The 25407-nt window shown below is 52.5% G+C and carries 20 protein-coding genes; 14 read left to right on the forward strand and 6 right to left on the reverse strand.

Translation table 11 applies throughout. The annotated features are described in order from the left end of the window. The first annotated feature begins 168 nt into the window (after positions 1-168). From rpiA to gltX, 7 genes are all read left to right on the forward strand, one after another. Positions 169-867 carry a ribose-5-phosphate isomerase RpiA gene (rpiA, locus tag P8H26_RS04585; protein WP_289631684.1) on the forward strand — a complete coding sequence of 233 codons (699 nt, stop codon included), beginning with the start codon at positions 169-171 and terminating at the stop codon, positions 865-867. A 94-nt stretch (positions 868-961) separates the two neighbouring features. Next, the gene (locus tag P8H26_RS04590) at positions 962-1489 is read left to right on the forward strand and encodes a DUF2059 domain-containing protein (RefSeq protein ID WP_289631685.1); all 528 of its coding nucleotides are present in this window, start codon (positions 962-964) and stop codon (positions 1487-1489) included. A gap of 242 nt (positions 1490-1731) precedes the next feature. Continuing rightward, complete coding sequence (gor, locus tag P8H26_RS04595; RefSeq protein WP_289631686.1) at positions 1732-3126, forward strand: glutathione-disulfide reductase; 1395 nt, start codon at positions 1732-1734, stop codon at positions 3124-3126. 259 nt (positions 3127-3385) lie between these two features. Then, positions 3386-4765, forward strand: a complete 1380-nt coding sequence (locus tag P8H26_RS04600) for a class II 3-deoxy-7-phosphoheptulonate synthase (RefSeq protein WP_289631687.1) — start codon at positions 3386-3388, stop codon at positions 4763-4765. Between the two features lie 80 nt (positions 4766-4845). Further along, positions 4846-5211 carry a diacylglycerol kinase gene (locus P8H26_RS04605; protein WP_289631688.1) on the forward strand — a complete coding sequence of 122 codons (366 nt, stop codon included), beginning with the start codon at positions 4846-4848 and terminating at the stop codon, positions 5209-5211. A 71-nt stretch (positions 5212-5282) separates the two neighbouring features. Beyond that, positions 5283-6965, forward strand: a complete 1683-nt coding sequence (locus P8H26_RS04610; RefSeq protein ID WP_289631689.1) for an NAD+ synthase — start codon at positions 5283-5285, stop codon at positions 6963-6965. A gap of 23 nt (positions 6966-6988) precedes the next feature. Further along, positions 6989-8362, forward strand: a complete 1374-nt coding sequence (gltX, locus tag P8H26_RS04615; RefSeq protein WP_289631690.1) for a glutamate--tRNA ligase — start codon at positions 6989-6991, stop codon at positions 8360-8362. Here gltX and P8H26_RS04620 read toward each other — a convergent pair. The 3 genes from P8H26_RS04620 to dgcA form a co-directional block, all read right to left on the reverse strand. After that, on the reverse strand, positions 8325-9104 hold the full coding sequence (locus tag P8H26_RS04620; protein ID WP_289631691.1) for a hypothetical protein: 780 nt from the start codon (positions 9102-9104) through the stop codon (positions 8325-8327). The genes gltX and P8H26_RS04620 overlap by 38 nt on opposite strands. 207 nt (positions 9105-9311) lie before the next feature. Next, the gene (locus P8H26_RS04625) at positions 9312-11660 is read right to left on the reverse strand and encodes an NADP-dependent malic enzyme (protein ID WP_289631692.1); all 2349 of its coding nucleotides are present in this window, start codon (positions 11658-11660) and stop codon (positions 9312-9314) included. Between the two features lie 259 nt (positions 11661-11919). Continuing rightward, entirely contained in the window at positions 11920-12912 is a 993-nt protein-coding gene (dgcA, locus tag P8H26_RS04630) for an N-acetyl-D-Glu racemase DgcA (RefSeq protein ID WP_289631693.1), read from the reverse strand. A 178-nt stretch (positions 12913-13090) separates the two neighbouring features. Between dgcA and P8H26_RS04635 the strand changes: the two genes are divergently transcribed. The 5 genes from P8H26_RS04635 to P8H26_RS04655 all read left to right on the forward strand — a co-directional run bounded on the left by P8H26_RS04635 (position 13091) and on the right by P8H26_RS04655 (position 18830). After that, a complete protein-coding gene (locus tag P8H26_RS04635; RefSeq protein ID WP_289631694.1) occupies positions 13091-14278 on the forward strand; it encodes an ABC transporter permease in 1188 nt (395 codons plus the stop codon). Positions 14279-14331: 53 nt separating this feature from the next. Next, positions 14332-15252, forward strand: coding sequence for an ABC transporter ATP-binding protein (locus P8H26_RS04640; protein ID WP_289631695.1), 921 nt, complete (start codon positions 14332-14334; stop codon positions 15250-15252). Then, positions 15252-16247 carry an MlaD family protein gene (locus P8H26_RS04645; protein WP_289631696.1) on the forward strand — a complete coding sequence of 332 codons (996 nt, stop codon included), beginning with the start codon at positions 15252-15254 and terminating at the stop codon, positions 16245-16247. Before P8H26_RS04640 ends, P8H26_RS04645 begins: the two co-directional genes overlap by 1 nt. Further along, on the forward strand, positions 16247-16843 hold the full coding sequence (locus tag P8H26_RS04650; RefSeq protein ID WP_289631697.1) for an ABC-type transport auxiliary lipoprotein family protein: 597 nt from the start codon (positions 16247-16249) through the stop codon (positions 16841-16843). Before P8H26_RS04645 ends, P8H26_RS04650 begins: the two co-directional genes overlap by 1 nt. Positions 16844-17057: 214 nt before the next feature. After that, the gene (locus P8H26_RS04655; protein WP_289631698.1) at positions 17058-18830 is read left to right on the forward strand and encodes an SLC13 family permease; all 1773 of its coding nucleotides are present in this window, start codon (positions 17058-17060) and stop codon (positions 18828-18830) included. Between the two features lie 3 nt (positions 18831-18833). Here P8H26_RS04655 and P8H26_RS04660 read toward each other — a convergent pair whose 3' ends face one another. After that, positions 18834-19919: a siderophore-interacting protein gene (locus P8H26_RS04660; protein WP_289631699.1), complete on the reverse strand. Its 1086-nt coding sequence runs from the start codon at positions 19917-19919 to the stop codon at positions 18834-18836. Between the two features lie 86 nt (positions 19920-20005). Next, the gene (locus P8H26_RS04665; RefSeq protein WP_289631700.1) at positions 20006-22078 is read right to left on the reverse strand and encodes a TonB-dependent hemoglobin/transferrin/lactoferrin family receptor; all 2073 of its coding nucleotides are present in this window, start codon (positions 22076-22078) and stop codon (positions 20006-20008) included. Positions 22079-22321: 243 nt separating this feature from the next. Between P8H26_RS04665 and P8H26_RS04670 the strand changes: the two genes are divergently transcribed. Beyond that, positions 22322-23170: a hemin ABC transporter substrate-binding protein gene (locus P8H26_RS04670; RefSeq protein WP_289631701.1), complete on the forward strand. Its 849-nt coding sequence runs from the start codon at positions 22322-22324 to the stop codon at positions 23168-23170. Positions 23171-23176: 6 nt separating this feature from the next. Here P8H26_RS04670 and P8H26_RS04675 read toward each other — a convergent pair whose 3' ends face one another. Beyond that, complete coding sequence (locus P8H26_RS04675) at positions 23177-23752, reverse strand: TetR/AcrR family transcriptional regulator (RefSeq protein WP_289631702.1); 576 nt, start codon at positions 23750-23752, stop codon at positions 23177-23179. Positions 23753-23876: 124 nt separating this feature from the next. On the opposite strand from P8H26_RS04675, the gene P8H26_RS04680 reads away from it, so the two are divergent. Then, positions 23877-25352, forward strand: coding sequence for an MFS transporter (locus P8H26_RS04680; protein WP_289631703.1), 1476 nt, complete (start codon positions 23877-23879; stop codon positions 25350-25352). Positions 25353-25407: the final 55 nt, after the last annotated feature.

A 25407-nucleotide genomic window follows, 5' to 3' on the forward strand; every position in this document is an offset into this window, starting at 1 on the left:
AGATGAAATGGGAACAATAATATATTTGCCGCGCGTGATGCTCGTGCTACATGCAATGCAGAATTAAACGGTATTAACAGTGTTTTGCGCATCATTGCAGCATAAGATTGTTAAGGCTTGCGCGATTTGCAGCGAAAGACTGCATAAGAAAATACGGGAAGCAGATTTATGAGTTCAGTTGATCCGCGTCAGTTGAAAATTGCCGCTGCCGCTGAGGCATTGACCTATGTGAAGAGCGGTATGAAACTCGGTATCGGTACCGGTTCTACAGCTGAAGAATTTGTGCGTTTGCTGGCTGTTAAAGTGGCTGAAGGCTTTGAGGTTATCGGCGTGCCGACCTCCGAGCGCACTACCGCTTTGTGTGCCGAGCTGGGCGTGCCGCTGACAACACTTGAAGAAACCCCGCATCTTGATCTCACCATTGATGGTGCGGATGAGGTGGATGGCCAGTTGTCGCTGATCAAAGGCGGCGGCGGCGCTTTATTGCGCGAGAAAATTGTAGCAGCAGCATCTGATGCTATGATCGTTATTGCTGACGAATCAAAAGTGGTGGACACTCTGGGGCGTTTTCCGCTGCCGGTTGAAGTGAACCGTTTTGGTCTTGCTGCAACAAAGCTGGCCGTTGAAAAAGCAATTGCTGATCTCGGACTGGAAGCCCCGCTGAACCTTCGCATGAAAGACGGCGAAGTTTTTGTTACCGATGGCGGACATTATATTCTTGATGCATCTTTTGGCCGTATTCCGGATACAAAAGCATTGTCAGACGCACTCTTCGCCATTCCGGGCGTTGTAGAGCATGGTTTGTTTATCGGACTTGCCCGTGCTGCAATTATTGCAGGCACGTCAGGTATCCGTACATTGTCGTAATTCTAAATACATATCTGTCCGGTATTGCCGGTAAGAACAGATTTCACACCGGATATAGCGGTGTAAAGTGAATAAAAAACGGAGTATTGACCATATGACCAAGGCAACTGGCTATCGCCGTCTTATTGCGCCGCTGGCGGCGCTTACAGTACTGGCTGGTGTCAATCTCGCGCAGGCTCAGGAGGCTTCGCAGTCTCATCTGGCTGCCGCGCGTGCTGCGATTGCTGCAATCGGCGCTACCGAACAGTTTGACGGCATTCTGCCACGTGCTGCACAGGCGCTGAAGGCTGAACTGATTCAGAAAGATCCGAATCTTGAAGCGATCATCACCAAAACCGTTGATGATAAAGCGATTGCACTGGCTGCCCGCCGTTCCGATCTGGAAACTGAAGCTGCGCGTGCCTATGCGGTTTCTTTCAGTGAAGACGAGCTGAAGGCAATCAGCGCTTTTTATACCTCTGAAGCCGGTAAAAAGCTGATTTCTGAAGGCCCGATTGTCACCCGTGAAGTGCTGAAAGCTGCTGAAGTCTGGCAGAATGGCGTTGCCCGTGATCTGGCTTCGCAGGTTGGTGAAGTTCTGTCCAAGGCTGCCGGCAGTGCAGCGCCTGCCGCCGCTGAGTAAGTAGTGCAGCGCCTGCCGCTGCTGAGTAAGCAGTGCAGCGCCTGCCGCCGCTGAATAAGCAAGGCGGCTTTGGCATATCAGAAATAATCAGATTTGATTGATTGAAAAGCCCGGTTCAACGACCGGGCTTTTTCTGTTTGGGCTGTGAGATAAGAGACTGTACTGGTTTTCGCGGAGCAGGCTTGTTAAGGCATGGTGCAAGTTCCATATTTTGATGCAGTGACAGATGTTCGGAGATTCAAATGACCAGTTATGACTATGACCTGTTTGTTATCGGCGGCGGTTCCGGCGGTGTACGGGCAGGGCGCCTTGCCGGAGCTATGGGAAAGAAGGTCGGGCTGGCAGAAGAATATCGCATGGGCGGCACTTGCGTGATCCGCGGTTGCGTACCGAAAAAACTCTATGTTTATGCATCCCAGTTTCCGGAGCATTTCAGCGATGCTGCGGGCTATGGCTGGACTGTTGGCGAGCGCAGCTTTGACTGGTCGAAGCTGGTTGCTAATAAAGAAGCCGAGATTACCCGCCTTGAAGGCCTTTATGCCAAAGGGCTGAATAATGCGAAGACTGAAATTTTTGCTTCGCGTGCAGTGCTGAAAGATGCGCATACGATTGAGCTGACAGGTCTGGGCAAGTCAGTGACCGCAGAAACCATTCTGATCGCGACCGGTGGTCATCCGTTTATGGATGATGCGATGCCGGGACATGAGCTGTGCATCAATTCCGATCAGGTTTTTGATCTGGCTGAATTGCCAAAGTCGATAGTCATTCAGGGCGGCGGTTATATTGCAGTGGAATTTGCCGGTATTTTCAATGGTCTGGGCGTTGAAACCACGCTGGTCTATCGCGGTAAGCAGATTTTGAAGAGCTTTGATAGCGATGCTTTCCGCCTCGTTACAGATGCGATGATTGAAAAAGGCATCCGCATTGTAACTGAAGCCAAGATAGATGCCGTTGCTGAAGGCGAAGACGACCACCGTCTGAGCGTTACCCTGAGTACTGGTGAGGTTCTGGCTGCGGATCAGGTGTTGCAGGCTATCGGCCGCGTGCCAAACACCAAGGGTCTTGGTCTTGAAAATGCAGGTGTGAAACAGGCCGCTGACGGTTCGGTCATCGTTGACGAATATTCCCATACTAATATCGAGAATATCTGGGCTGTGGGTGATGTGACGAACCGTGTTCAGCTGACGCCGGTCGCCATTCACGAGGCTATGTGCTTCCTTGAAACGGCTTTCAAAGGCAATCCGGTTCGCCCTGATCATGAGCTGATCCCGACGGCCGTCTTCTCTCAGCCGGAAATAGGCACGGTCGGACTGTCGGAAGAAGATGCGGCGAAGCAATATGCCAATGTTGAGGTCTATCGTGCACTGTTCCGCCCGATGCGCAATACGCTGGCCGGTCGTTCTGACAAGATGCTGACCAAGCTGGTGGTGGACGGTGACAGCCGCAAAGTACTCGGCGCGCATGTGGTCGGGCCTGATGCTGGTGAAATGGCGCAGTTGCTTGGTATTGCGTTGAAAGCCAGTGCGACGAAAGATGATTTTGACCGTACAATGGCGCTGCACCCTTCAGCTGCGGAAGAGTTTGTGACCATGTATACACCGAGCTACCGGCTGGTGAATGGCGTGCGTCAAGGCTGATCATTCGTATTGAAAATGAGACAGAGTGACAGACCGGCGGTGTAAAGCGCCGGTTTTTCAGCATTAATAGCCTGTCTTCGTCATAAAATTACAAGAAACGCTTTTAATATTGGCGAAAATGACAAGGCTGGAGACGATCTGCTCAATTGCGGCTGGTTTATTGTCTTCCGGTGGATTATATACGCAAGGCTGTTGTCGCAATGGTGCGATGCAGCAGGGGAAAACTTTGAATAAAGTTTGAAATAACACAGGTGCTATAATGACGAAGAACTGGACACCGCAATCCTGGAGAGGCATGCCGATTAAGCAAGTGCCTTCTTATCCGGACGCGCAGGCTTTGGCCGATGTCGAGGCTCGTCTGCGTACATATCCGCCTTTGGTATTTGCAGGGGAAGCGCGCAAGCTTACCAAGCAATTGGCCGAAGTTGCTGAAGGTCGCGCCTTCCTTTTACAGGGTGGCGATTGTGCAGAAAGCTTTGCGGAACATGGCGCGGACAATATCCGCGACTTTTTCCGCGTATTTTTGCAAATGGCTGTCGTGCTTACGTTTGGCGGATCGCAGCCTGTGGTTAAAATTGGCCGTATTGCCGGTCAGTTTGCCAAGCCGCGCTCAAGCGACATGGAAACGATCAATGGCGTCGAACTGCCGTCTTACCGCGGTGATGTGATCAACGGCATCGAGTTCAATGAAGGCTCGCGCATTCCGGATCCGAACCGTCAGGAAATGGTTTACCGCCAGTCTGCGGCAACGCTCAATCTGTTGCGCGCTTTTGCGCAGGGTGGCTATGCCAATCTGGAAAACGTGCATAAATGGACGCTCGGTTTTGTTTCCGACAGCCCGCAGAACGATCGTTATGTTGCTGTTGCCAACCGCATTTCCGAAACCATTGATTTCATGCGCTCTATCGGCATTACCGCAGACAGCAACCATGCGCTGCGTGAAACCGATTTCTACACCAGCCATGAAGCTCTGTTGCTTGGTTATGAAGAAGCGCTGACCCGCGTGGATTCGACCTCGGGCGACTGGTATGGCACATCCGGCCACATGATGTGGATCGGTGACCGTACCCGTCAGCTTGACCATGCGCATATTGAATATTGCCGTGGTATCAAGAACCCGATCGGCATGAAATGCGGTCCGTCACTGGAAGCTGATGATCTGCTGCGCCTCATTGACCGTTTGAATCCGGAAAATGAAGCTGGTCGTCTGACCCTGATCGCCCGTTTCGGTTATGACAAAGTGGAAGATCATCTGCCGCGTCTGATCCGTGCGGTTGAGAAGGAAGGCCGTAAGGTTGTCTGGTCTTGTGATCCGATGCACGGCAATACGATCACTGCTGCGGGCTATAAGACCCGTCCGTTCGATCGTATTCTGAAAGAAGTGCAGAGCTTCTTTGCAGTGCATAAGGCTGAGGGCACGCATGCCGGCGGTATTCATATCGAGATGACCGGTAAGAATGTGACCGAATGCACCGGTGGTGCACGCGCCATTTCTGCGGAAGAACTGTCCGATCGTTACCACACCCATTGCGACCCGCGTCTGAACGCGGATCAGGCACTGGAGCTGGCTTTCCTCGTGGCAGAACTCCTGAAGAAAGACCGTGATTCACATTCAGAGAAACTTGCGGTAAATGCTTGATTTTTAATGTGTAACACAATACGGGCGGGACTTTGTTTCCCGCCCGTATTTTTATGATTTCCGGTTTGTTGCGGGGCGATATGGAACGTATTTATAAAGCTTTTATCAATTCCATGCGGTCGCTGAACCATTTGGCACGCCATGAGAAGCCGGTGCAGCAGGAACTGGTTCTGCTGCTTGTTTCTCTGCCTGTGGCATGGTTTGTTGCGGCAGATATGGCAGCCTATCTTTTGCTGGTCGGAGCCGTACTGTTTTTGCTGCTGATCGAGGTTCTCAATACCTCTGTTGAGGCGGCGTGCAATGCTGTCAGCCGTGATTTCAAGAAAGACATTCAGATTGCCAAAGATGCAGGATCACTCGCGGTTCTGATTGCTTCAATCATGTGTGCGACAGTGTGGGCTTATCATCTCTGGCCGCTTGTCCGCCCGCTGATTTTTTCTGCTTAAATATAGTTCTTATTGTTTGCTTTGCTGATCTCTCATTGCATGAAAATGGCAGTCGCGGTAATGCTTGTGCCATGAGCACACAGACCATATCTCCCGATAAATTACGTATCGCAATCGCCCAGCTGAATCCGGTTATGGGCGATCTTCAGGGCAATCTTGAAAAGGCGCGCGCAGCCCGCAAAGCTGCGGCTGGCGCCCAAGCCGATCTGATCCTGTTTACGGAACTGTTCATCTGCGGCTATCCGCCGGAAGATCTGGTTTCCAAGCCTGCTTTTGTGAAGGCTTGTGAGAAAACCGTGCAGGCATTTGCACTGGAAACCGCTGACGGCGGGCCCGGAGTGATTATCGGCTCACCTTTGCAGCGTGAAACCGGCCTGCATAATGCGGTGATGGTACTGGATGGCGGCAAGGTCATTGCCGAGCGTTTCAAAGTTGATCTGCCGAATTACGGTGAGTTTGACGAGCAACGTAATTTTCAGGCGGGCGCTATGCCGGGGCCGGTCAATTTCCGCGGTGTGCGTTTAGGTATTCCGGTTTGCGAAGATATCTGGGGTGAACTCGGCGTCTGTGAAACGCTGGCCGAAAGCGGTGCTGAAATTCTGCTGGTGCCGAATGGCTCTCCTTATCACCGTTCCAAGATGGAAGTGCGCCATCAGGTTGCTGTGCGTCAGGTGGTCGAAACCGGCCTGCCACTGGTCTATGCCAACCAGACCGGCGGGCAGGATGAGCTGCTGTTCGATGGCGGTTCATTCGTTATCAATGCCAATCATCATCTGGCCGTGCAACTGCCGCAGTTTGAAGAACTGGTCTCCATGACCGAATGGACACGTGGAGCGGACAGCTGGTCTTGTACTGACGGCGACCGCAACTGGCTGCCGGAAGGTGAAGAGACGGACTATCTCGCCTGTATGCATGGCCTGCGTGACTACGTGAACAAGAACGGCTTTAAAAGCGTGGTGCTTGGCCTGTCCGGTGGGTTGGACTCGGCGATCTGTGCAGCGCTGGCCGTGGATGCGCTGGGCAAAGACCGCGTGCATACGGTGATGCTGCCTTATCGCTATACGTCCGAAATCTCGCTCAAAGACGCAAAAGATTGTGCTGAGGCACTTGGCTGCCGCTATGATATCGTACCGATTGCAGAGCCAGTTGAGGGTTTTCTCAATGTGCTTGCGCCGATGTTTGCGGGCACTGAGAGCGGAGTGACAGAAGAAAATCTCCAAAGCCGCGCCCGTGGCGTTATTCTGATGGCAATTTCCAACAAGTTCGGCTCGATGGTTGTTACCACCGGCAATAAGTCGGAAATGGCTGTTGGTTATGCCACGCTTTACGGCGATATGAACGGCGGTTTCAATCCGATTAAAGACCTCTACAAGATGCAGGTTTATGCGCTGGCTGACTGGCGTAATCACCATCTGCCGGAAGGTGGTATGGGGCCGGACGGCGTGGTTGTACCGCAAAATATCATCGACAAAGCGCCAAGCGCTGAATTGCGCGATAATCAGACTGATCAGGATTCTCTGCCGCCATATCCGGTACTGGATGCTGTGCTGGAGGCGCTGGTCGAGCATGAGCGCAGTGTGGATGAGATTGTCGCTGAGGGCTATGATCGCGCTGTTGTCGAGCGTGTGGAGCATCTGCTTTACATCGCTGAATATAAGCGCCGACAATCGGCGCCGGGCGTGAAGATCACCACCAAGAATTTTGGCCGCGACCGTCGTTATCCGATAACCAACCGCTTCCGCGACCGGCACTAATACAAGATCAAAAGAAGAAAATTATGACTGTAATCGTTCGTTTTGCACCGTCGCCGACCGGCTATATCCATATCGGCAATGCCCGTCCGGCGCTTTATAACTGGCTGTTTGCACTGAAAAATAAGGGGCAATTCATCCTGCGTTACGATGATACGGATGTGGAGCGCTCCAAAACAGAATATGCGGAGGCGATTGCCCGCGATATTGACTGGCTGGGCATCAAGCCATCCCGTGTGGAATATCAGTCCAAGCGTTTTTCCGTTTATGATGCTGCTGTTGAAAAGCTGAAAGCAGCCGGTTTGCTCTATGCCTGTTATGAAACAGCGGAAGAGCTGGATTCGCGCCGTAAGCTGCGTCTGACACGCAAATTGCCACCGGTTTATGCCCGTGATGCGCTGAAGCTGACGGACGAGCAGAAGGCGGCTTATGAAGCAGAAGGCCGCAAACCGCATTGGCGTTTTCTGTTGCCGAATTTTAAAAACTCACCATTTGAAACCGAGCGCACGGAAGTGCATTGGGATGATCTGGTGCGTGGGCCCCAGACCGTTGATCTGGCTTCAATGTCTGATCCGGTGCTGGTGCGTGAAGACGGCACCTATCTCTATACGCTGCCGTCCGTCGTGGATGATATTGATATGGGTATTACCCATATTATCCGTGGCGACGACCATGTGACCAATACCGGTGCGCAGATTGCAATTTTCCGTGCGCTAAGCGACGTAGTGCCGGTCTTCGGCCATCATAATCTGCTGACAACCACTAGCGGTGAGGGCTTGTCCAAGCGCTCCGGCGCTTTGTCGGTTGGTAGTTTGCGCGAAGCCGGTGTGGAGCCAATGGCCGTTGCGTCACTGGCCGTGCTCACCGGTACATCGGACAATGTTGAGCCGGTAGCTAACATGGAAGAACTGGCGGCACGTTATGAGCCGTCCCATGCGTCGAAATCCAATGCCAAATTTGATCCGGCTGATCTGACCGGTCTCAACCGCGCTCTGATTCATCATCTGGACTTTGCTGCTGTTGAGCCGCGTCTGGCAGCCCTTGGTATCACCGGCAATAAAGCAGAGGCCTTTTGGGCTGCTGTGCGCGGAAATATCGACCATGTACAGGACGCTGCGCAGTGGTGGGAAATTGTCAACCGTACGGAACCTTTCAGCGATGCTGTGGGCGATGAAGACAAAGACTTTATTGCGCAGGCTTTTGATTTGTTGCCACAAGAACCTTGGGGCAGTGATGTCTGGAAACTCTGGACTGAGGCTGTGAAAGCCGCCACAGGCCGCAAAGGCAAAACTCTGTTCATGCCTTTGCGTCTGGCACTGACCGGTGTTGGCTCCGGCCCTGAACTGGCTGATCTCTTGCCGCTTATTGGGCGGGCAAATACGCTGGCCCGACGCGCCTGACGCCCGGGTCAGGCACATAGTCAACAGCTTTTGATACAGGCGGCGGAGCACTCTCCGCCGCTTTTGTATGTTGTATTGCGGGAACTGCCGGAATGGAGAAGACGGATTTACCGACACGGGCATTAGCGCTAACTTTGACCGGTACTACAGGCGTTTGCATAGTCTCCGCCACGTCCTGCTGAATGAGAATGGCTTGCGGTAATGCAGCCTGCCTGACAGGTTTGGGCTTTTTATAGGCCTGTTGAATGCGCTTGCGGCCTGCAACCACAGCACGATTTTCTTTCATCAACCGGTCAAGGCTCTGCGGGGTGCGGCAATTATAGCGGCGCATATCCGTATAGATTATCTGTCGCACACGTCTTTGCTGCGGCGTGGCCGCTTGTGTGCTCAAAATTCTCATGGCGGTGTCAATCCGCACCAGAGAGCTGTTGATATAGCGGCATTGCACGGAGTTCGAGCCGCTGCTGAAAGCCCCTGCAAGGCAGGAATAGCGCTTTGCGTCACTTTTTGCCTGCTGCTGCATGTGCGCTAATTGCTGATAGCGAGCAGTCTGACGCGGACTGAGCCTTGTGTGATCGTCCACTGCCTGCAAGTCTTCTTCATAGGCGCGGCACAGACGGTTATCGCTGATATTTTGCGCAATCGCAGGTGTGCTCAGCGCAACAAGACAGGCCGTGAGAACCGTAGTTTTACGACGCAAGACATAAGAATAAAGTGCTTTGAAATAAAAATATAAGACCATGAAATGCTCCGCTCAAAAGACATGAAATATGTGATGGGAGGAGTATGAATATTGATGGTAAATGACTTGTAAATTATTGATTTTCAATAATATTTTGAAATTACAATTATGTTTTGGTGCTTGCGGTTCAGATTTTATTGCGGACAAAAAACGCCGCATAGTTTTGAAACTATGCGGCGTTCAAATATTTTTATAGCGCTGTTAAAATTACAGTGCTGTGCGCTGTGAAGCTTCAACAACGGCCAGTGCTGTCATATTGACAATACCGCGCGATGTAACCGACGGTGTGAGAATATGCGCAGGGCGTGCCGCACCGAGCAGGATCGGGCCGACATGCAGAGAGTCTGTCACGGTTTTCAGCACGTTCATGGTAATATTCGCGGCATCCAGATTAGGGAAGACCAACAGATTGGCTTCACCCTTCAGGCGGGAATTAGGGAATACGCGGTCACGCTGGAACTGCGACAGAGCCGCGTCACCATGCATTTCGCCATCCACTTCCAGATCAGGCGCGCGTTCCTGCAGAATGGCGCAGGCCTGACGCATTTTGGCAGCGCTTTTTGAATCGCGCGAACCGAAATTCGAGTGAGACAACAGGGCAGCCTTTGGCTCGATCCCGAAGCGGCGGATTTCTTTCGCAGCCAGAATGGTCATTTCCGCGATTTCTTCAGCGCTCGGATCAATATTCACATAGGTGTCTGTGAAGAACAGAGTACCGCGTGAAGAGATCAGCAGGCTGAGCGTGGAAAGGTCATGCAGGCCGGTCTGAATGCCGAGGATCTGTTTGACCAGTGTCAGGTGGCGTTCAAAACGACCTTCCAGACCGCAGATCATCGCATCAGCTTCGTTACGCATAATGGCCAGCGCGGCAATCACAGTCGGATTGGTGCGCACGATGGAACGGGCTGCTTCCGGTGTCATCCCCTGACGGCCGGTCAGCTTGTGCATCAACTCGACATAATCACGGTAACGCGGATCATCTTCCGGATTGATGATTTCAAAATCAACACCAGCTTTAATGCGCAGACCGTAGCGCTTGAGACGGGTCTCAATCACATTCGGACGACCGATCAGGATCGGCAGTGCAATGCCTTCTTCCAGAACAACCTGCGCGGCACGCAATACACGCTCATCTTCACCATTGGCATAGATAACGCGTTTTTTGTCAGTAGAGCGGCGTGCAGCTGCAAAAACCGGCTTCATGATCAGGCCGGAGCGGAACACGAAGCGGTTGAGACGGTCGATATAGGCTTCCATATCGGTGATCGGGCGGGTCGCCACACCGGTTTCCATAGCAGCCTGTGCTACAGCCGGAGCAATGCGCAGGATCAGACGCGGATCAAACGGTGACGGGATCAGGTAATTGGCACCAAAAACCGGTGTATCACCGGAATAGGCACGCGCTGCCACATCGGAAACTTCTTCACGGGCGAGAGCAGCAATTGCTTTCACCGCAGCCATTTTCATGTCTTCGTTGATGGCAGTTGCGCCAACATCCAGAGCGCCGCGGAAAATATACGGGAAGCAGAGAACATTGTTCACCTGGTTCGGATAGTCCGAGCGGCCGGTGCAGATGATTGCATCTTCACGCACGGCGCGGGCTTCTTCCGGCATGATTTCCGGCTTCGGATTGGCCAGTGCCATGATTAGCGGGGTCGGCGCCATTTTGGCAACCATTTCCGGTTTCAGAACGCCTGCAGCAGATACGCCGAGGAATACGTCCGCATCAGCAATAATATCATTCAGCGTGCGGGCATCAGTATCCTGAGCATAGACCTCTTTCCAGCGGTCCATCAGCTCGTTACGGCCTTTATAGACTACACCTTCCAGATCGCTGACCCAGATGTTTTTATGTTGCGCGCCAAGGCTCACCAGCAGGTTAAGACAGGCAAGAGCGGCCGCACCGGCACCGGAAACAGCGATTTTGGCTTTGGTAATATCTTTGCCGGCCAGTTCCAGACCATTCATAACAGCTGCGGCTACGATAATCGCTGTGCCGTGCTGATCGTCATGGAAAACAGGAATGTTCATCTTGGCGCGAAGCTGTTCTTCAACTTCGAAACATTCCGGCGCTTTGATATCTTCCAGATTGATGCCGCCGAAAGTTGGTTCCAGCGCGGAGATGACATCAACCATGCCTTCGACTTTAAGCGAGTCGATTTCAATGTCGAAAACGTCAATATCAGCAAATTTCTTGAACAGAACGGCTTTGCCTTCCATCACCGGCTTGGAAGCCAGCGGGCCGATATTGCCAAGACCGAGAACGGCTGTACCGTTGGAAATAACCGCAACCAGATTGGCGCGTGCGGTATATTCTGCGGCAAGGGCGGGATCATCCTGAATAGCAAGACATGGCGCTGCAACACCCGGCGAATAGGCAAGAGCCAGATCGCGCTGGTTGCCGAGCGTTTTTGTTGGCTGGATTTCCAGCTTCCCCGGTTTTGGCGAGCGGTGATAAAACAGTGCCGCTTCATCAAAATCGGAGAATTTTCTGTCTGCGCCGGTTACCTGTGCGGTGCCGGTTTTGCTCATGTCGTTGGATGATTTTTTAGTCATATAATAATTGTCCATTCAGACGATTGGGGTGGCCATCCCCGTGACAGCTAAGCAGTGTAGTCTTGAAAGGAGGCGCTTCAGACTATGCGTGCCATTTAATAAGAATAAAGTCGTATATGGGATATTTTTATAACTTACAAATCACAGACTGCTGTTTGGCCGGTGAAAAATTCTGAATAACCCAGATTTGGCGGCATAGCGCAGGGGAGCAGCGCGATTATGTCTCACCATGACAAAATCGCGCTTAACTTAAATCCGGTTAACCCCACAATTCAGGCAGTGGCGGGGAGACAGTTGTGCCGTCATAACTCAATGCCGGTTCACGGTCACGCGCCAGCAAAAGCGGGCCGTCGAGATCCACAAAATCCGCATCCTGCGCAACCATCAGGGCAGGCGCCATAGCCAGAGACGAACCGACCATGCAGCCAACCATCACTTGCAGGCCGAGGGCGCGTGCCTTGTCGCGCATCATCAGCGCTTCTGTGAGGCCACCGGTTTTGTCGAGCTTGATATTCACCGCATCATAGCGGTCTTTCAGCTTTTCCAGACCTTCAGATGTATGGGCGCTTTCATCGGCGCAGATTGGTACAAGGCGTTTGGCCTGCAACAGATAGCTGTCGCCGGAGGAAGGCAGAGGCTGCTCGATCAGCGCAATCTTGCACTCTGCGGCCACATTGATGTTTTCTTCGAAATTATCGGCATTCCAGCCTTCATTGGTATCCAGAATGATTTGCGCATTCGGGGCTGCACCACGCACAGCACGGATGCGCTCAGCATCGTTCTCGCCACCGATTTTGACCTTAATCAGCGGGTGATGCGCCAGCTTGGCAGTGGCTTCAGCCATCGCTTCCGGCGTATCAATGGAAACAGTAATGGCGGTAATCAGCGGGCGCGCTGTCAGGTTGAGGGTCGCTGCAACCGTTGTGCCGGACTGTTTGGCCTGTAAGTCCCACAAGGCACAGTCAACAGCATTGCGAGCGGCACCGGCAGGCATGGCCGTTTGCAGTTTGAGGCGCAGGCTTTCAGCCGAACCACCTTGTTTCAGCAATGGCTCAATCGCACGGATTTGCTCGCTGACTGATTCGATGCTTTCACCGTAACGGGCATAGGGCACACATTCGCCGTGACCGCTGTGAATACCGTCACTCAATTCACACACTACGATAACAGCTTCGGTTTTGGAGCCGCGTGAGATTGTAAATTTGCCTGCAATCGGGTAGCGCTCAACAAGCAGATTGAGATTATATTGCATTGGTACTGTCCGTAATTATAGAATTTTACGCCTGTAATGATACAGATAAGCCATATGATACAGACGTTTGAGTTTATCAGAGAACTGATAGATGCGAACATGTTGCTTAAAAGATGGAAGTATTCCGGCGTAAATCTGAACCGGATATTACCATACAGACTCAAGTTTTGGATGACGCATGTTGACCGATAAAACGGGTAAAACAAGTAGTGACCCAGCATCCGCACCGGAAATAAATGTGGTGCCGGACGATGCCGGTACTATTGTCACTTTATCCGGTCGCTGGACATCGCTGACGGTCGCCCGCGTTGATAATCAGATGCGTAAACTTGAAAGCGGGCTGGCTTCACGCTTGCCGTCGCCGGTTGTTAAACTGGATATGGGGGATATCTCCGGTCTGGATACAGCAGGCGCATGGCTGATCGAGCGTTTGCGTGTGGCGCTGAGCAAACAGCAGATCAGTGTGCATATTGATAATATCCGGCCGAGCTGGACACCCCTTTTGGAAGAGGTCGGCGCCGCCGTTGAACGCTATCAATTGCCGGAAAAACAACGCCGTCCGTTTTTTGCGATTGCTCTGCTCGATCAGCTTGGCCGCTTCATGTATGCGGCGCGCGATGATTTTATGATGTCGATGCATATTCTGGGCGCGACAATCCGCGGTTCGCAGATGAAATCCGGTCGCGGTAACGGCATCAGCTATGCCGCGATTGTCAATCAAATCGACCGGATGGGCGTGGGCGCTATTCCGGTTGTGTTACTGATGTCCACGATCATCGGTGCGATTATTGCCCAGCAGGGCGCGTTTCAGCTGCGATATTTCGGTGCGGAAATTTTCGTCGTCGATCTGGTCGGGATTCTCGTGCTGCGTGAGATCGGGGTGCTGCTGACGGCGATTATGATTGCAGGGCGTTCCGGCAGTGCGATTACTGCAGAGATAGGCTCCATGAAAATGCGTGAGGAAACTGATGCGCTGACAGTGATCGGGCTAAACCCCGTTGGCGTACTGGTGTTTCCGCGATTGGTGGCGCTGGTTATTATTTTGCCGATGCTGACGATTGTCGCCGATCTGGCGGCGCTTGCCGGTGCGGGCTTCGTTGCATGGAGCTATTCCGGTATTCCGCCGGAAGCATTCATGAGCCGTCTGCGTGACGCGATCGTGACTTCCACCTATCTGGCAGGGCTGATTAAAGCGCCGTTTATGGCTATGATTATCGGTATTATGGCCTCGGTTGAAGGAATGAAAGTTAAAGGCAGTGCAGAATCACTCGGGCGACGCGTGACTGCATCGGTGGTGAAGTCGATTTTTGTGGTGATTGTCGTGGATGGTATTTTTGCGATTTTCTACGCGGCCATTAATTTTTAACGCCTGATAACGGCAGAAAAAATGACAAGCTCATTTAAATTATACGGATGAATATGAAATCTCAGGATAACCGGCAGACAGCGCAGACATTGAATGCAGAACCGGCACAGGATGCCGTGATTTCTGTGCGCGATGTTACGGTTTCATTCGGTCGTAACGTGATTTTGGACAAGCTGGATCTGGATATCCGGCGCGGCGAGGTGCTGGGTTTCATTGGCCCGTCAGGCTCAGGAAAATCGGTGCTGATGCGCACGATTCTGGGGCTTAACCAGAAGAAGTCCGGTCTGATTGATATTTTTGGTCAGGACGTCGATAAGGTCAATGAACGCCAGAAAATGGCGATTGATATGCGTATGGGCGTGCTTTTTCAGCAAGGTGCGCTGTTTTCCTCGCTGACGGTATTGGAGAATATTCAGGTGCCGATGCGGGAATATCTCGATCTGTCGCCGAAACTGATGAATGAGTTGGCACGGCTCAAGATTGATCTGGTGGGGCTGAAACCCGATACGGCGGAGAAATATCCGTCTGAGCTCTCCGGCGGTATGATTAAGCGCGCAGCTTTGGCGCGTGCACTGGCGCTTGATCCGGAAGTTGTGTTTCTTGATGAGCCGACCTCAGGGCTTGATCCGATCGGTGCGGCAGATTTTGATGATCTGATTGCAAATTTGCGCGATACGATGGGGCTGACCGTCTATATGGTGACCCATGACCTTGATAGTCTTTTTGCAATTTGCGACCGAATTGCTGTATTAGGGCAAAAGAAGGTGCTGGTAGATGGCACAGTTGAAGAGCTGCTGAAATTTGACGATCCTTGGGTGCAGTCCTATTTCAATGGTAAGAGAGCACGCCAGATTGATATGAATGCGGCAAACCGCCGGCGTAAAACGTCAGCATTGCCGGTTGAAAATACAGGTGCGGATTTGAACGGAAATAAAGGCCTGGATACGGACCGAAATACGGAAACAAATCAGTAATGGAAACAAAAGCTAATTATGTTCTGGTCGGTATTTTCACGCTGGCAGTGACGATTGCAGCCTTTGGTTTCGTCTACTGGGCTGCCCGTTTTGGCGACAACAGCGATACACTGCCGCTTGAGATCCGCATTCCGGGTTCGGTTACCGGTCTGTCAAAAGGCAGTCAGGTGCTGTTCAATGGTATTAAGGTTGGTGACGTGCGCCAGATGTTCCTTGATCCGCTCAATCCGAATATGGTGATTGTGCAGACTGATGTGAACCGCACCACGCCGATTACCCGTTCCACGAAAGCCGAACTTTCTTCGCAAGGCCTGACGGGTATTGCTTTTGTTGAGCTCAAGGGCGGCAGCCTGATGGAGCCGAACCTGATGGAAGAGGCGGATAAGGGCGGCTATGTCGCGCGTATCAATGCTGATCCGTCGATCTTTACTGATCTGATGGCGACGGCAAAAGATATTTTCGGCCGTACCGAGCGTGTTCTCGGAGGGCTGGAAGGCTTTGTGAATGATGCCCGCGGTCCGCTGACAGATACCGTCAATAATGCCAAGACCTTTACGGATGCTCTTGCCAAGAATGCTGATGTGATCAGTGCGATCGGTGATAATGCCGAGGATGTGCAGAAAACAATTCATGAAGCCCGCGAGATGATGGAGCGCCTCAACGAGGCATCCAAGCGTGTTGACGGTATTATGGCCAAAGTTGACAAGATGCTGTCGCCGGAAGACCGCGACGGTATCGTTGCGCAGGCAAAATCCACGCTCGCTTCCATTCAGAAAACCTCTGATAATCTGAATACAAGGCTTGGGCCGATTGCGGATAATCTGACCCGATTCTCGGGTAAAGGTTTGAGCGATGTGCAGTCGGTTGTTGTCGATAGCCGTCGCTCGTTGCAGCGTATCGAGCAGGCGATTACTGATCTTGAACGTGATCCGCAGCGTATTATTTTCGGCGGTTCAGGCACCGTACCGCAATATGACGGAAGGAAACGCCACTGATGCTGAAGCATATTGTGAAATACAAACTGGCGGCTCTCGGAACTGTGCTGTTGCTTAGCGGTTGTGCGTCGACCACGCCGCTGGATACATTCAGCCTTGGCTCTGCGCCGCAGGTGCAGGTGGCACAAAAGCGCAAGAATGTGCAGATTTTGGTACCGACACCGGCTGCGCTTAAAGCGCTCGACAGTGAAAATATCGTCATTCACGATGCGCCGGGCTCCATCACCTATCTGAAAGGCGCACAATGGGGTGACCGTCTGACCAATCTGGTACAGGCGCGGCTGGTGCAAGCCTTTGAAAATAGCAAGGCGGTTGGCGGTGTAGGTCGTCCGGGGGATGGACTGGCGATTAATTATCAGGTGCAGGCAGACTTACGCGATTTCGGTATCAATGCTGCATCATCGCCGCAAACTGCCAAGATCGAACTGGCTGTACGTGTGCTGAACGATAAGACCGGTGAAGTGCGTGCCACACGGGTGTTCACATCTTCGGCACCGGTGAGCGGTGCGGGCAACAAGGCCTATATCCGCGCATTGGATGCCGGTTTCAGCGATGTGACGGGACAGATCGTAGCATGGGTTGTTTCAGTCATCTGATTTGGTTTAGAAACTGATTTAAGATTTCTCTGTTAGATTATGAAAAACCTGAGATATTTATTATTTTAAAAAGGCGGCAGAAATGCCGCCTTTTTTCTCTCCCCAAATCAATAAAAGAAAAATATTCTATCGTCTGTATAAAAGCCGTAACGGATACATGCGATTCTTTTATTCGCTTCATGCGGATGAGGGATTTACAGGGAGAGACTGCCGTATGACGATGCATCAGATACTGGCGCTAGCGGTTATCGCTTTGATGATGGCGGCCTTTATCTGGGGACGGTTTCGCTATGATGTTGTAGCGCTGTGTTTTCTTCTACTTGCAGTCGCGCTGGGTCTGGTTCCCTATGATAAAGCCTTCACCGGCTTTGCTGATGATATTGTGATTATTGTTGGCAGTGCGCTGGTCGTGAGTGCCGGTGTGGCGCGTTCCGGCCTGATGGAAGCGGCAGTACAACGCTTTGTGCCCCACCTTAATGCTGTGCGGTTGCAAATGATTTTGCTGGTCGGCGTGGTAACGGTGCTCTCTGCTTTTGTGAAAAATGTCGGCGCTCTGGCAATTATGATTCCGGTCGCACTGCAATTTGCCCGCCGCTCCAATGTGTCGCCTTCCGTCTTCCTGATGCCGATGGCTTTTGGTGCGTTGCTGGGCGGATTGATGACGCAGGTCGGCACATCGCCCAATATTGTGGTGTCGCGTGTGCGTGCGGAAATGGTGGGCGAAAGCTTCACCATGTTTGACTTTACACCGGTTGGTGCAACGCTGGCAGTGGTGGGAATTATCTATCTGGCTCTGTTCTATTGGCTGGTACCGCAGCGTAAGCGCGAGAATATCAGCGTGAATGAGGCCATTGAAATCCGCAATTATGTGTCGGAAGCACGGGTGCCTAAAGGCGCAACCGTGATCGGCAAAAAAGTAACCGATCTGGTGAAGCCTGCCGAAGGCAATGCGATGGTCACGTCCATCTTGCGGGATACAAAACGTGTTGCACCACTGCCGGATACAGTGATTGCTGAAGGCGATATTATTCTGCTGGAAGGTGACCCGAAAGCGCTGGATGCGATTGTCAGTAATGGCAAGCTCAAGATTTCGGAAGACAGGGTGCCGTCTGATAATGCCGGTTCTGCCGAGATTGAAGCTGTTGAAGCCGTGATCGGTAAGGATTCTGCGCTGATCGGCACTTCGGCACGCGGGCTGAACCTCTATGAGAATTATGATGTTAATCTGCTGGCCGTGAGCCGGCAGGGCGAGCGCATCGGCCAGCGCTTACGCGAAGTTGTGCTGCATCAGGGCGATGTGGTGGTGTTGCAGGGGCGCCAAGGTATTTTACCGCCATTGTTGCGCGAGCTGGGCTGCCTGCCGCTGGCACGGCGCACAATTTTGCTGGGTAGTGTGCGGCGCGGGCTTATTCCGCTGTCGATCTTGCTGGTCGCCATTGCGGCAACTGCTTTGGGGGTAGTGCCTGTATCCATCGCATTCTTTGCGGCGGCAGTGGCTATGGTTGTGTTTCGCGCTATTCCGGTCAGCGAGGTCTATTCATCGGTCGACGGGCCGATCCTCGTTATGCTGGCAGCTCTTATTCCCGTGAGTGATGCTTTGCGCACAACGGGAGCGACCGATGTTATTGCTCATTGGCTGACAATTTTTGCACAACAAATGCCCCCAGCCGGTGCGCTGGCACTGATGCTGATTACCGCAATGGCGGTAACACCATTTCTCAATAATGCAGCGACGGTGCTGGTTATGGCACCGATTGCGACCAGTTTTGCTTCTGGTCTCGGCTTTAAACCGGAGGCATTTCTGATGGCTGTGGCGATTGGTGCCGGTTGTGATTTTCTCTCACCGATCGGGCATCAGTGTAATACGCTGGTGATGGGGCCGGGCGGATATCGTTTCAGTGATTATCCGCGTCTTGGTCTGCCATTGTCATTCATCATTATTTTGGTAGCCGTGCCGGTACTGATGTTCTGGTGGCCGTTGCAGTAAATATCAACCGGCCATGAAGCCGGTTGAGTCTTTTTGCCAATAACCGGCAACCAGCGTCTGATCACGGGATTTGCCAAGCTGTTTGCGCCAATGCTCACGCATGATCTTGGCAAAATCAGCTTCACCGGCAAACCAGCCGAAACTGTCATCACCTTCCGGCCACGGCAGTGCACAGAGCTTATTCGTAAGCTCAGTTACCGCTGTATTCTGATCAGCATTCACAATCCATTCAATGCTAACACCTGCCGGATGTGTGAGTGGCTGGATATCGGCTTGTGTATCGACCGCAATCAGCACATGGCCGGTTACATCTGCTGCAAAGTCTTCCAGCATCCGCCCGACGGCTGGCAAACCGGTCATATCCGTACCGATCAGATATTGTTTGGCCTGCCGAAGAGGACGACCGACAGGCCCCATCAGGCCGACCTTATCGCCTGCACCTGCATTTTTTGCCCATTGGCAGGCCAGACCTTCTGTCTCATGAATATAGAAGTCAATTTCCATCCAGCCTTCTTCAATATTGAGATTGCGGATAGTGTAAGCGCGCGCTGCCGGTCGTTTTGCTTCATCCGGCCAGAAGGGCAGGCCGTTGGGACCCATAATCGGCCAGACAGGGTGCGGCACATCTTCAGTCGGGAGTAACAGCCGCACATGCATGGCGCCAAACAGGGAGAAGCGCTTAAGGTCTTCACCGCCAAAACGGATTCGCAGCATATGCGGAGTAAAATGATGGGCGGTGAGCACTGTCATCTGCCGGAACTGCGGCAGGGGCTGTTCTCCTGCCTGATCACCTTCCCAGAGAATGTCCGGTGCTTCATCTTTGGTGTAGAGCTTGATTGCAACGGCAGCCAGATCTTTCAGGCGGCTCAATCCGATATCTTCAGACGCGCGTAGCGATACGCGATAACCGTCAGGGCGCGCTTTGAGTTCGATCTGCCCGAACGGATAGTCAAAAGCGTGGTGCTCTTCGCCCGCATCATAGCGCGCTTCATAGGAGTTCAGGCGGTCAATGATCGGCGGCAGGTAGTTCGCACCATTGACGAGGCGGATATTGGCATAGCTGTACAAGGTGGTTGAATGCTGGGACACGGTGTTCTCGATCTTAGAAATATGATTGAAGAAAAAAGGACAGGCAGCATGAAATGCCGCCTGCCAGACCGGAGAAGATTCGTATTTTAGCCGCCGAAACGTCCGGTAATGGCGACTTTGAAAGTGCGGCCTTTGCCTTGCTCAATATCTGTATTGGTTGCCCAGCCGGTTTGGGCATCGGTATAGGCTTTGTTGAAGACATTATCGACGCCGAAGTCGAGTTTCACATTTTCAGTGACCTGCCAGTTGGCAAAGACATTCACCAGATCAGTGCGCGGATAGACGGTTACACCTGTGCTCGTCGCACGGGTGGTTCTGCCAACACTCTGATATTCGACACCGTAAACCAGCCTGTCATCAAGCGCTTTCAGGCCAAGAGCTGCACTGAAATTATGCAATGGTGTGCTGCTGAGGGATTCACCTTTGTAGATGCCGTCTTTCATTTCGGCATCGGTATAGGAGGCGGCAAGGTTCACATAGCCCCACCATGTGTCATAGGTGCCTTCCAGCTCCACACCGCGCAGACGGGCAGTGCCGACATTTTCCGATGTCGTGACATTGCCGGTTTTAACGGTGTTGATGTAGTCTTTCACATCGGTGTGGAAGATATTCAGTTTGGTGCGCAGCTGATCTCCGGCTTCGATCAGATTGTCCTGCCGCAGATTGATGCCCGCTTCATAAGTCGTGGCGACTTCCGGTTTCAGGAACAGGTTCGGCTCATAGCCGGAACCGTGAGAGCCATTCTGGCGGAACACATCCTGCATATGCGGTACGCGGTAGCCCTGCGCATAAAGACCGTAGAACTGGATGCCCTCAACCGGTGTGATGCCAATGCTCAGGCGCGGTGAGACGCGATTGCCGTCAAGGCTCACATCCTGCGATGGGGCGGTGAGTGTGGTTTTGCTGGTGCCGTCGAGCTTATAGCCGTCATAGCGCACAGCGCCGATCAGCTCGAGCCATTTCTGATATTCGCCCTGCCACTGCACAAAACCGCCATAGGCCTGCTGCTCACCATTGCCGAAGTTGTCGGTATCAGAGCGTCCGCGCAGTTTGTAATAATCCATGCCGTAGGTAACGGTGTGCTTCAGGCTCTCCGTCTCAAAGCGCGAACTGTTATGGGCCCGGAAACCGGATGTCGAAACATCATAATAACGCGTTTTGCCATAGTCTTTGAGCTGCCAGACCTGAAACTGGTCATTATCCGTGGCGCTGTGATAGGCATTGACGGAGAGATCCCAGAACGGATTGTCATCCGGCCTGTAGGTATAGCTGCCTGTATAGGTGCTCACCACTGTATCAGCATTATAGCGCGACAGGGTTTTAGAAGCAGATCCGCTGCTGGCGGTCATGATATCTTCGTATTTCTGACGGGAAATGCCAAATTTCAGCTCATGGCCTTCAGCAGGGCGCATGGTAACTTTACCCATGCCGCTGATAGCTTTTTCGCCTGTCCAGCGCACAGTATCACCGTCACCGTTTTTATATTCATCGCTGTCACGGTAATTGAGATTGCCGATTACATCGAAATTATCATTAAAGCGGTAAGCGCCGGTTGTACTGGTGAGAAAGCCTTTGCCATTGCTTTCATAGCGCAGTTTTTCGCTCAAAGCCCATGTTTCACTGTCATTGAGAAAATCGCGGGCATCTTTGGTTTCAAAGGCAACCACACCGCCAATGGCGCCCGAGCCATAAATATTGGAAACGGGGCCGCGAATGACTGTCACCTGCTTGAGCAGTTCCGGTTCAATATAGAAAGAGCCAGAGCCGTGACCAACGCGCCAGTAATCCTGCCTTGCACCGTCCATCGTTACAGCCACACGACCTGATTGCTGAAGGCCGCGAATATTGATTGAAGTTGCAGGATCATCACCGTTGAGTGAGGCATGAACACCCGGTGTGAAGCGGAAAATGTCGGCAGCGGTTGTCGGCTGAATACGATCAATCTGTTGGCGCGAGATCAGGCTGGTGGAGGCAATCGCGTCAATCACCGCCTGATCATTGCTGAGTGGGGAGATGGTAATGGTATCGAGCTCCAGCACCTGAGACTTGGCTTTGTCTGCGGTCTTCTGCTCATCTGTTTGTTGCGCAGTTTTAACCGGCACTGTCTGTGCCAGTAGCGGTACGGTGCTGAATGCGAGCAGGCCAAATGTGCTGAGCACAGTTGTGCTCATTAAACGAAACGCGGAATTCTGAGAGATTTTCATATTGCCCCCGATGCTGCTGCCGGCTCACAGCGGGAGGGATTTCCGGCTATTGGCATGCATTAAGTTGACTCATTAACTCGTATTAATTAGAGGCTATATAAATCATGATAAATAGAGTCAACTTTAATTATGCAAATCAGACAATTGTTCACTAAGGCGAAAAATCATCCCGATTATTACGCGATGAAGGCAATATTTTTGCTCATTGTTACGCTGGCATTAGTGGTGTGCTGGCTGAATGTGAGCGCTGCAAGTGCCGCGCAGCAGGAAGGTGAAGCACAACGCATCATCACTTTAGGGCCGGACGTGACCGAGATTGTTTATGCGCTGGGGGCAGGAGACAAGATCGTTGCGCTTGATCGCAGCAGTAAATATCCGGCGGATACAGCCAGTAAGACCAATGTCGGTTATCGCCGCAGCCTTTCAGCCGAAGGCGTGCTGGCGCTGCATCCCGATCTCATTATCGCGTCGGAAGATATCGGCCCGCCGGAAGTGGTGGATGTGATCAACCAGTCCGGTGTGCCGGTGCTTTATATTCCTGCTGAAAATAGCCGTGAGGGGCTGATAAAGAAAATCAGCCTGATTGCCGCGCGCTTGCAGCTTGAGCCACAGGGGGAGGAGCTGACAAAGAGCGTTACCGCAGATTTTGATGCGGCTATGGCCTATGTACGACAAGTCTCCGAAGGGCGTGGCAAAAAGGTGGTGTTCTTCCACGGGCTGACAAAACTGAGCGGTGCAGGCAGTGATACGGCGGCAGATGCCTTCATCCGTCATGCGGGCGGGGTTAATCCGCTTTCGGTCTATAAAGGCTATAAAGCCGTGTCGGAAGAATGGTTGCTGGAAGCAGAGCCGGATGTGGTGCTGATGCTGGCAGATGGTGCCGGTGGCCCCAAGGCTGAGGACGTGTTTTCTGTCAAAGCACTGCAAACCACACCTGCTGCAAAGAACAAGGCGCTGATCGTGCTTGACGGGCCATATATGCTGGGCTTCGGGCCACGCACGGCGGAGGCTGTGCGCATATTGGCCAATGCGCTCTACGGGCAGTAATCCTGCTTATTCATGGGTCTCTTCGGGCAGCAGCTTTTCAATATCGTGATAAATCTGCTGCCATTCCTCTTCGTTCAGGTCAAACAACTGGAAGCTGCGTAGCAAAAACGCACCTTCATTGGCGATGAAGGCAAGGCGGCTATCGCGCCCTTGCTGTGTGGAGACATCCAGCCCGTGCAGCTGCTGACGATACCATTCCCGTGTTTTATCCAAATGATCTGAGCTCGGATCAAGGCTTGCAAGCATCGCTGCAAATCGTGAATCTCTGAGCGGGTCGCTGTCGCGGGTCACACGGATATAGGCAGCAATGTGGGAGTGGGCATCCGTTCTGCCTTTTCGCTGCGCGGAGACTTCTTTGTCGAAGATCATGCCCCACCGTTCCAGCATCGCATTGAGCAGGCCTTCTTTATTGCCGAAGCAATATTGCACGCCGCCCTTGGTGATGTTGGCGGCTTTAGCCAGCGCATCAATGGTCAAGGACGGTGCGCCATGCTCCACGACGATCTTTTCCGCCAGATCCAGCAAATGATTGCGGTCAATGGTGCGGGGACGGCCAATTTTTGTTTGTTTTTTACTTTCCATACGTATGGATTTAAATTAGCAAGGTTCAGGTTTCAAGCTTTTTACCGCTAACGGGGCATTTAGCCTCATGCGGAAATCAGTATACGGCGCTGAAATTTCAGCGCAGCAGAAGTGGATAAATTCTATGACATTGCATAATCGCTGGCTGGTACTGGCCATCGTTTCAAGTGCTTTATTCCTGATCGTGATTGATATGACCGTGCTTTACACGGCATTGCCGCGGCTTACCCATGACCTTGCGGCCAGCGCATCAGAAAAATTATGGATTATTAATGCCTATCCTTTGGTTGTGGCTGGTCTGCTGCCGGGTGTCGGCAGTCTTGGCGACCGTCTGGGGCATAAACGCATGTTCACAGCAGGTCTTGTGGTATTCGGCATTGCCTCGCTGGCTGCGGCTTACGCGCCTTCCGCGGAAATGCTGATTGCTGCCCGCGTGCTGCTGGCTGTTGGTGCGGCGATGATGATGCCTGCAACACTCTCTATCATTCGTCTGACCTTTGAGGATGAACATGAGCGTTCTTTCGCAATCGGCATCTGGGCGGCGGTTGCCTCCGGTGGTGCTGCTTTCGGCCCTGTGGTTGGTGGTGTTTTGCTGGAGTATTTCTGGTGGGGTTCCGTCTTCCTGATCAATGTGCCGGTTGTGCTGATTGCGCTGGTTCTGGCATTGACCGTTCTGGAAAATCGTCCCGGCAATAAAAACCGCCAATGGGATCTGGTTGGCTCTGTTCAGGTGATGATCGGTTTGGTTGGCGTGACATTTGCCCTGAAAGAGCTGGCCAAGCGTGACAGCTCCATGTTGCTCTTTGCCGTCTCTATGATTGTCGGTCTGATTGCGCTGGTGGTGTTCTACCACAGGCAGAAAGCCAACAATGGCATGCTGATTGATTTTTCGCTGTTCCGTAACCGCAAATTCTCATCCGGTGTGCTTGCCGCTTCCGTTTCTTCAGCGGCGCTGATCGGTGTGGAGCTGGTTTTCAGTCAGCGTTTGCAATTGGTGAGCGGTTATTCTCCACTGCAAGCGGGTCTGCTTATTCTGCCAATCCCGCTTGCTGCTTTTGTTGCAGGGCCGCTGGTCGGTCTTTACCTGCCGAGAATCGGGGCTGCGCGGGTGCTTTGGGGCGGAATGCTGCTCACCGGTATCGGCACGACGCTCTATCTTCTCAGCTTCAAGATGGAGCCGCATATCTGGCTGATCGGCCTGATGATTATGGGCTTTGGCGTTGGCGCAGCGATGACCGCCGCCTCAACTTCAATCATGGGCAATGCACCGGAAGAAAAAGCCGGTATGGCCGCTTCAATTGAAGAAGTGTCTTATGAACTTGGCGGTGCAACCGGTGTTACGATTTTCGGCAGCCTGATGACGGCTATCTACACGGCTTTCATGATTGTGCCGGAAGGATCTGGCCTGTCTGAGACTATCCGTGACAGTCTGGATGAGGCATTGATACTGGCAGAGGCCTTACCCGCAGAACAGGCGCAGCATTTGCGTGAGATCGGCTTTGTGGCCTTCGATCAGGCTTTTCTCTGGGTTCTCGGCACTGCGTCTTTGCTGATCTTTGCAACGGCACTGCTGATTTATCGGATGAACCGTAAAGCATAAACAAAGCGATCTGCTGTAAAAAATAAAACCGGCTTATTCCTGAGGAGTAAGCCGG

The organism is Pseudochrobactrum sp. sp1633 (assembly GCF_030376605.1).
Taxonomy (GTDB): Bacteria; Pseudomonadota; Alphaproteobacteria; order Rhizobiales; family Rhizobiaceae; genus Pseudochrobactrum.

What these genes read in the sequence shown, in the direction of transcription:
- rpiA (WP_289631684.1), top strand. Translation starts at nt 169, where the DNA reads ATGAGTTCAGTTGATCCGCGTCAGTTGAAAATTGCCGCTGCCGCTGAG.
- P8H26_RS04590 (WP_289631685.1), top strand. Translation starts at nt 962, where the DNA reads ATGACCAAGGCAACTGGCTATCGCCGTCTTATTGCGCCGCTGGCGGCG.
- gor (WP_289631686.1), top strand. Translation starts at nt 1,732, where the DNA reads ATGACCAGTTATGACTATGACCTGTTTGTTATCGGCGGCGGTTCCGGC.
- P8H26_RS04600 (WP_289631687.1), top strand. Translation starts at nt 3,386, where the DNA reads ATGACGAAGAACTGGACACCGCAATCCTGGAGAGGCATGCCGATTAAG.
- P8H26_RS04605 (WP_289631688.1), top strand. Translation starts at nt 4,846, where the DNA reads ATGGAACGTATTTATAAAGCTTTTATCAATTCCATGCGGTCGCTGAAC.
- P8H26_RS04610 (WP_289631689.1), top strand. Translation starts at nt 5,283, where the DNA reads ATGAGCACACAGACCATATCTCCCGATAAATTACGTATCGCAATCGCC.
- gltX (WP_289631690.1), top strand. Translation starts at nt 6,989, where the DNA reads ATGACTGTAATCGTTCGTTTTGCACCGTCGCCGACCGGCTATATCCAT.
- P8H26_RS04620 (WP_289631691.1), bottom strand. Translation starts at nt 9,104, where the DNA reads ATGGTCTTATATTTTTATTTCAAAGCACTTTATTCTTATGTCTTGCGT.
- P8H26_RS04625 (WP_289631692.1), bottom strand. Translation starts at nt 11,660, where the DNA reads ATGACTAAAAAATCATCCAACGACATGAGCAAAACCGGCACCGCACAG.
- dgcA (WP_289631693.1), bottom strand. Translation starts at nt 12,912, where the DNA reads ATGCAATATAATCTCAATCTGCTTGTTGAGCGCTACCCGATTGCAGGC.
- P8H26_RS04635 (WP_289631694.1), top strand. Translation starts at nt 13,091, where the DNA reads ATGTTGACCGATAAAACGGGTAAAACAAGTAGTGACCCAGCATCCGCA.
- P8H26_RS04640 (WP_289631695.1), top strand. Translation starts at nt 14,332, where the DNA reads ATGAAATCTCAGGATAACCGGCAGACAGCGCAGACATTGAATGCAGAA.
- P8H26_RS04645 (WP_289631696.1), top strand. Translation starts at nt 15,252, where the DNA reads ATGGAAACAAAAGCTAATTATGTTCTGGTCGGTATTTTCACGCTGGCA.
- P8H26_RS04650 (WP_289631697.1), top strand. Translation starts at nt 16,247, where the DNA reads ATGCTGAAGCATATTGTGAAATACAAACTGGCGGCTCTCGGAACTGTG.
- P8H26_RS04655 (WP_289631698.1), top strand. Translation starts at nt 17,058, where the DNA reads ATGACGATGCATCAGATACTGGCGCTAGCGGTTATCGCTTTGATGATG.
- P8H26_RS04675 (WP_289631702.1), bottom strand. Translation starts at nt 23,752, where the DNA reads ATGGAAAGTAAAAAACAAACAAAAATTGGCCGTCCCCGCACCATTGAC.
- P8H26_RS04680 (WP_289631703.1), top strand. Translation starts at nt 23,877, where the DNA reads ATGACATTGCATAATCGCTGGCTGGTACTGGCCATCGTTTCAAGTGCT.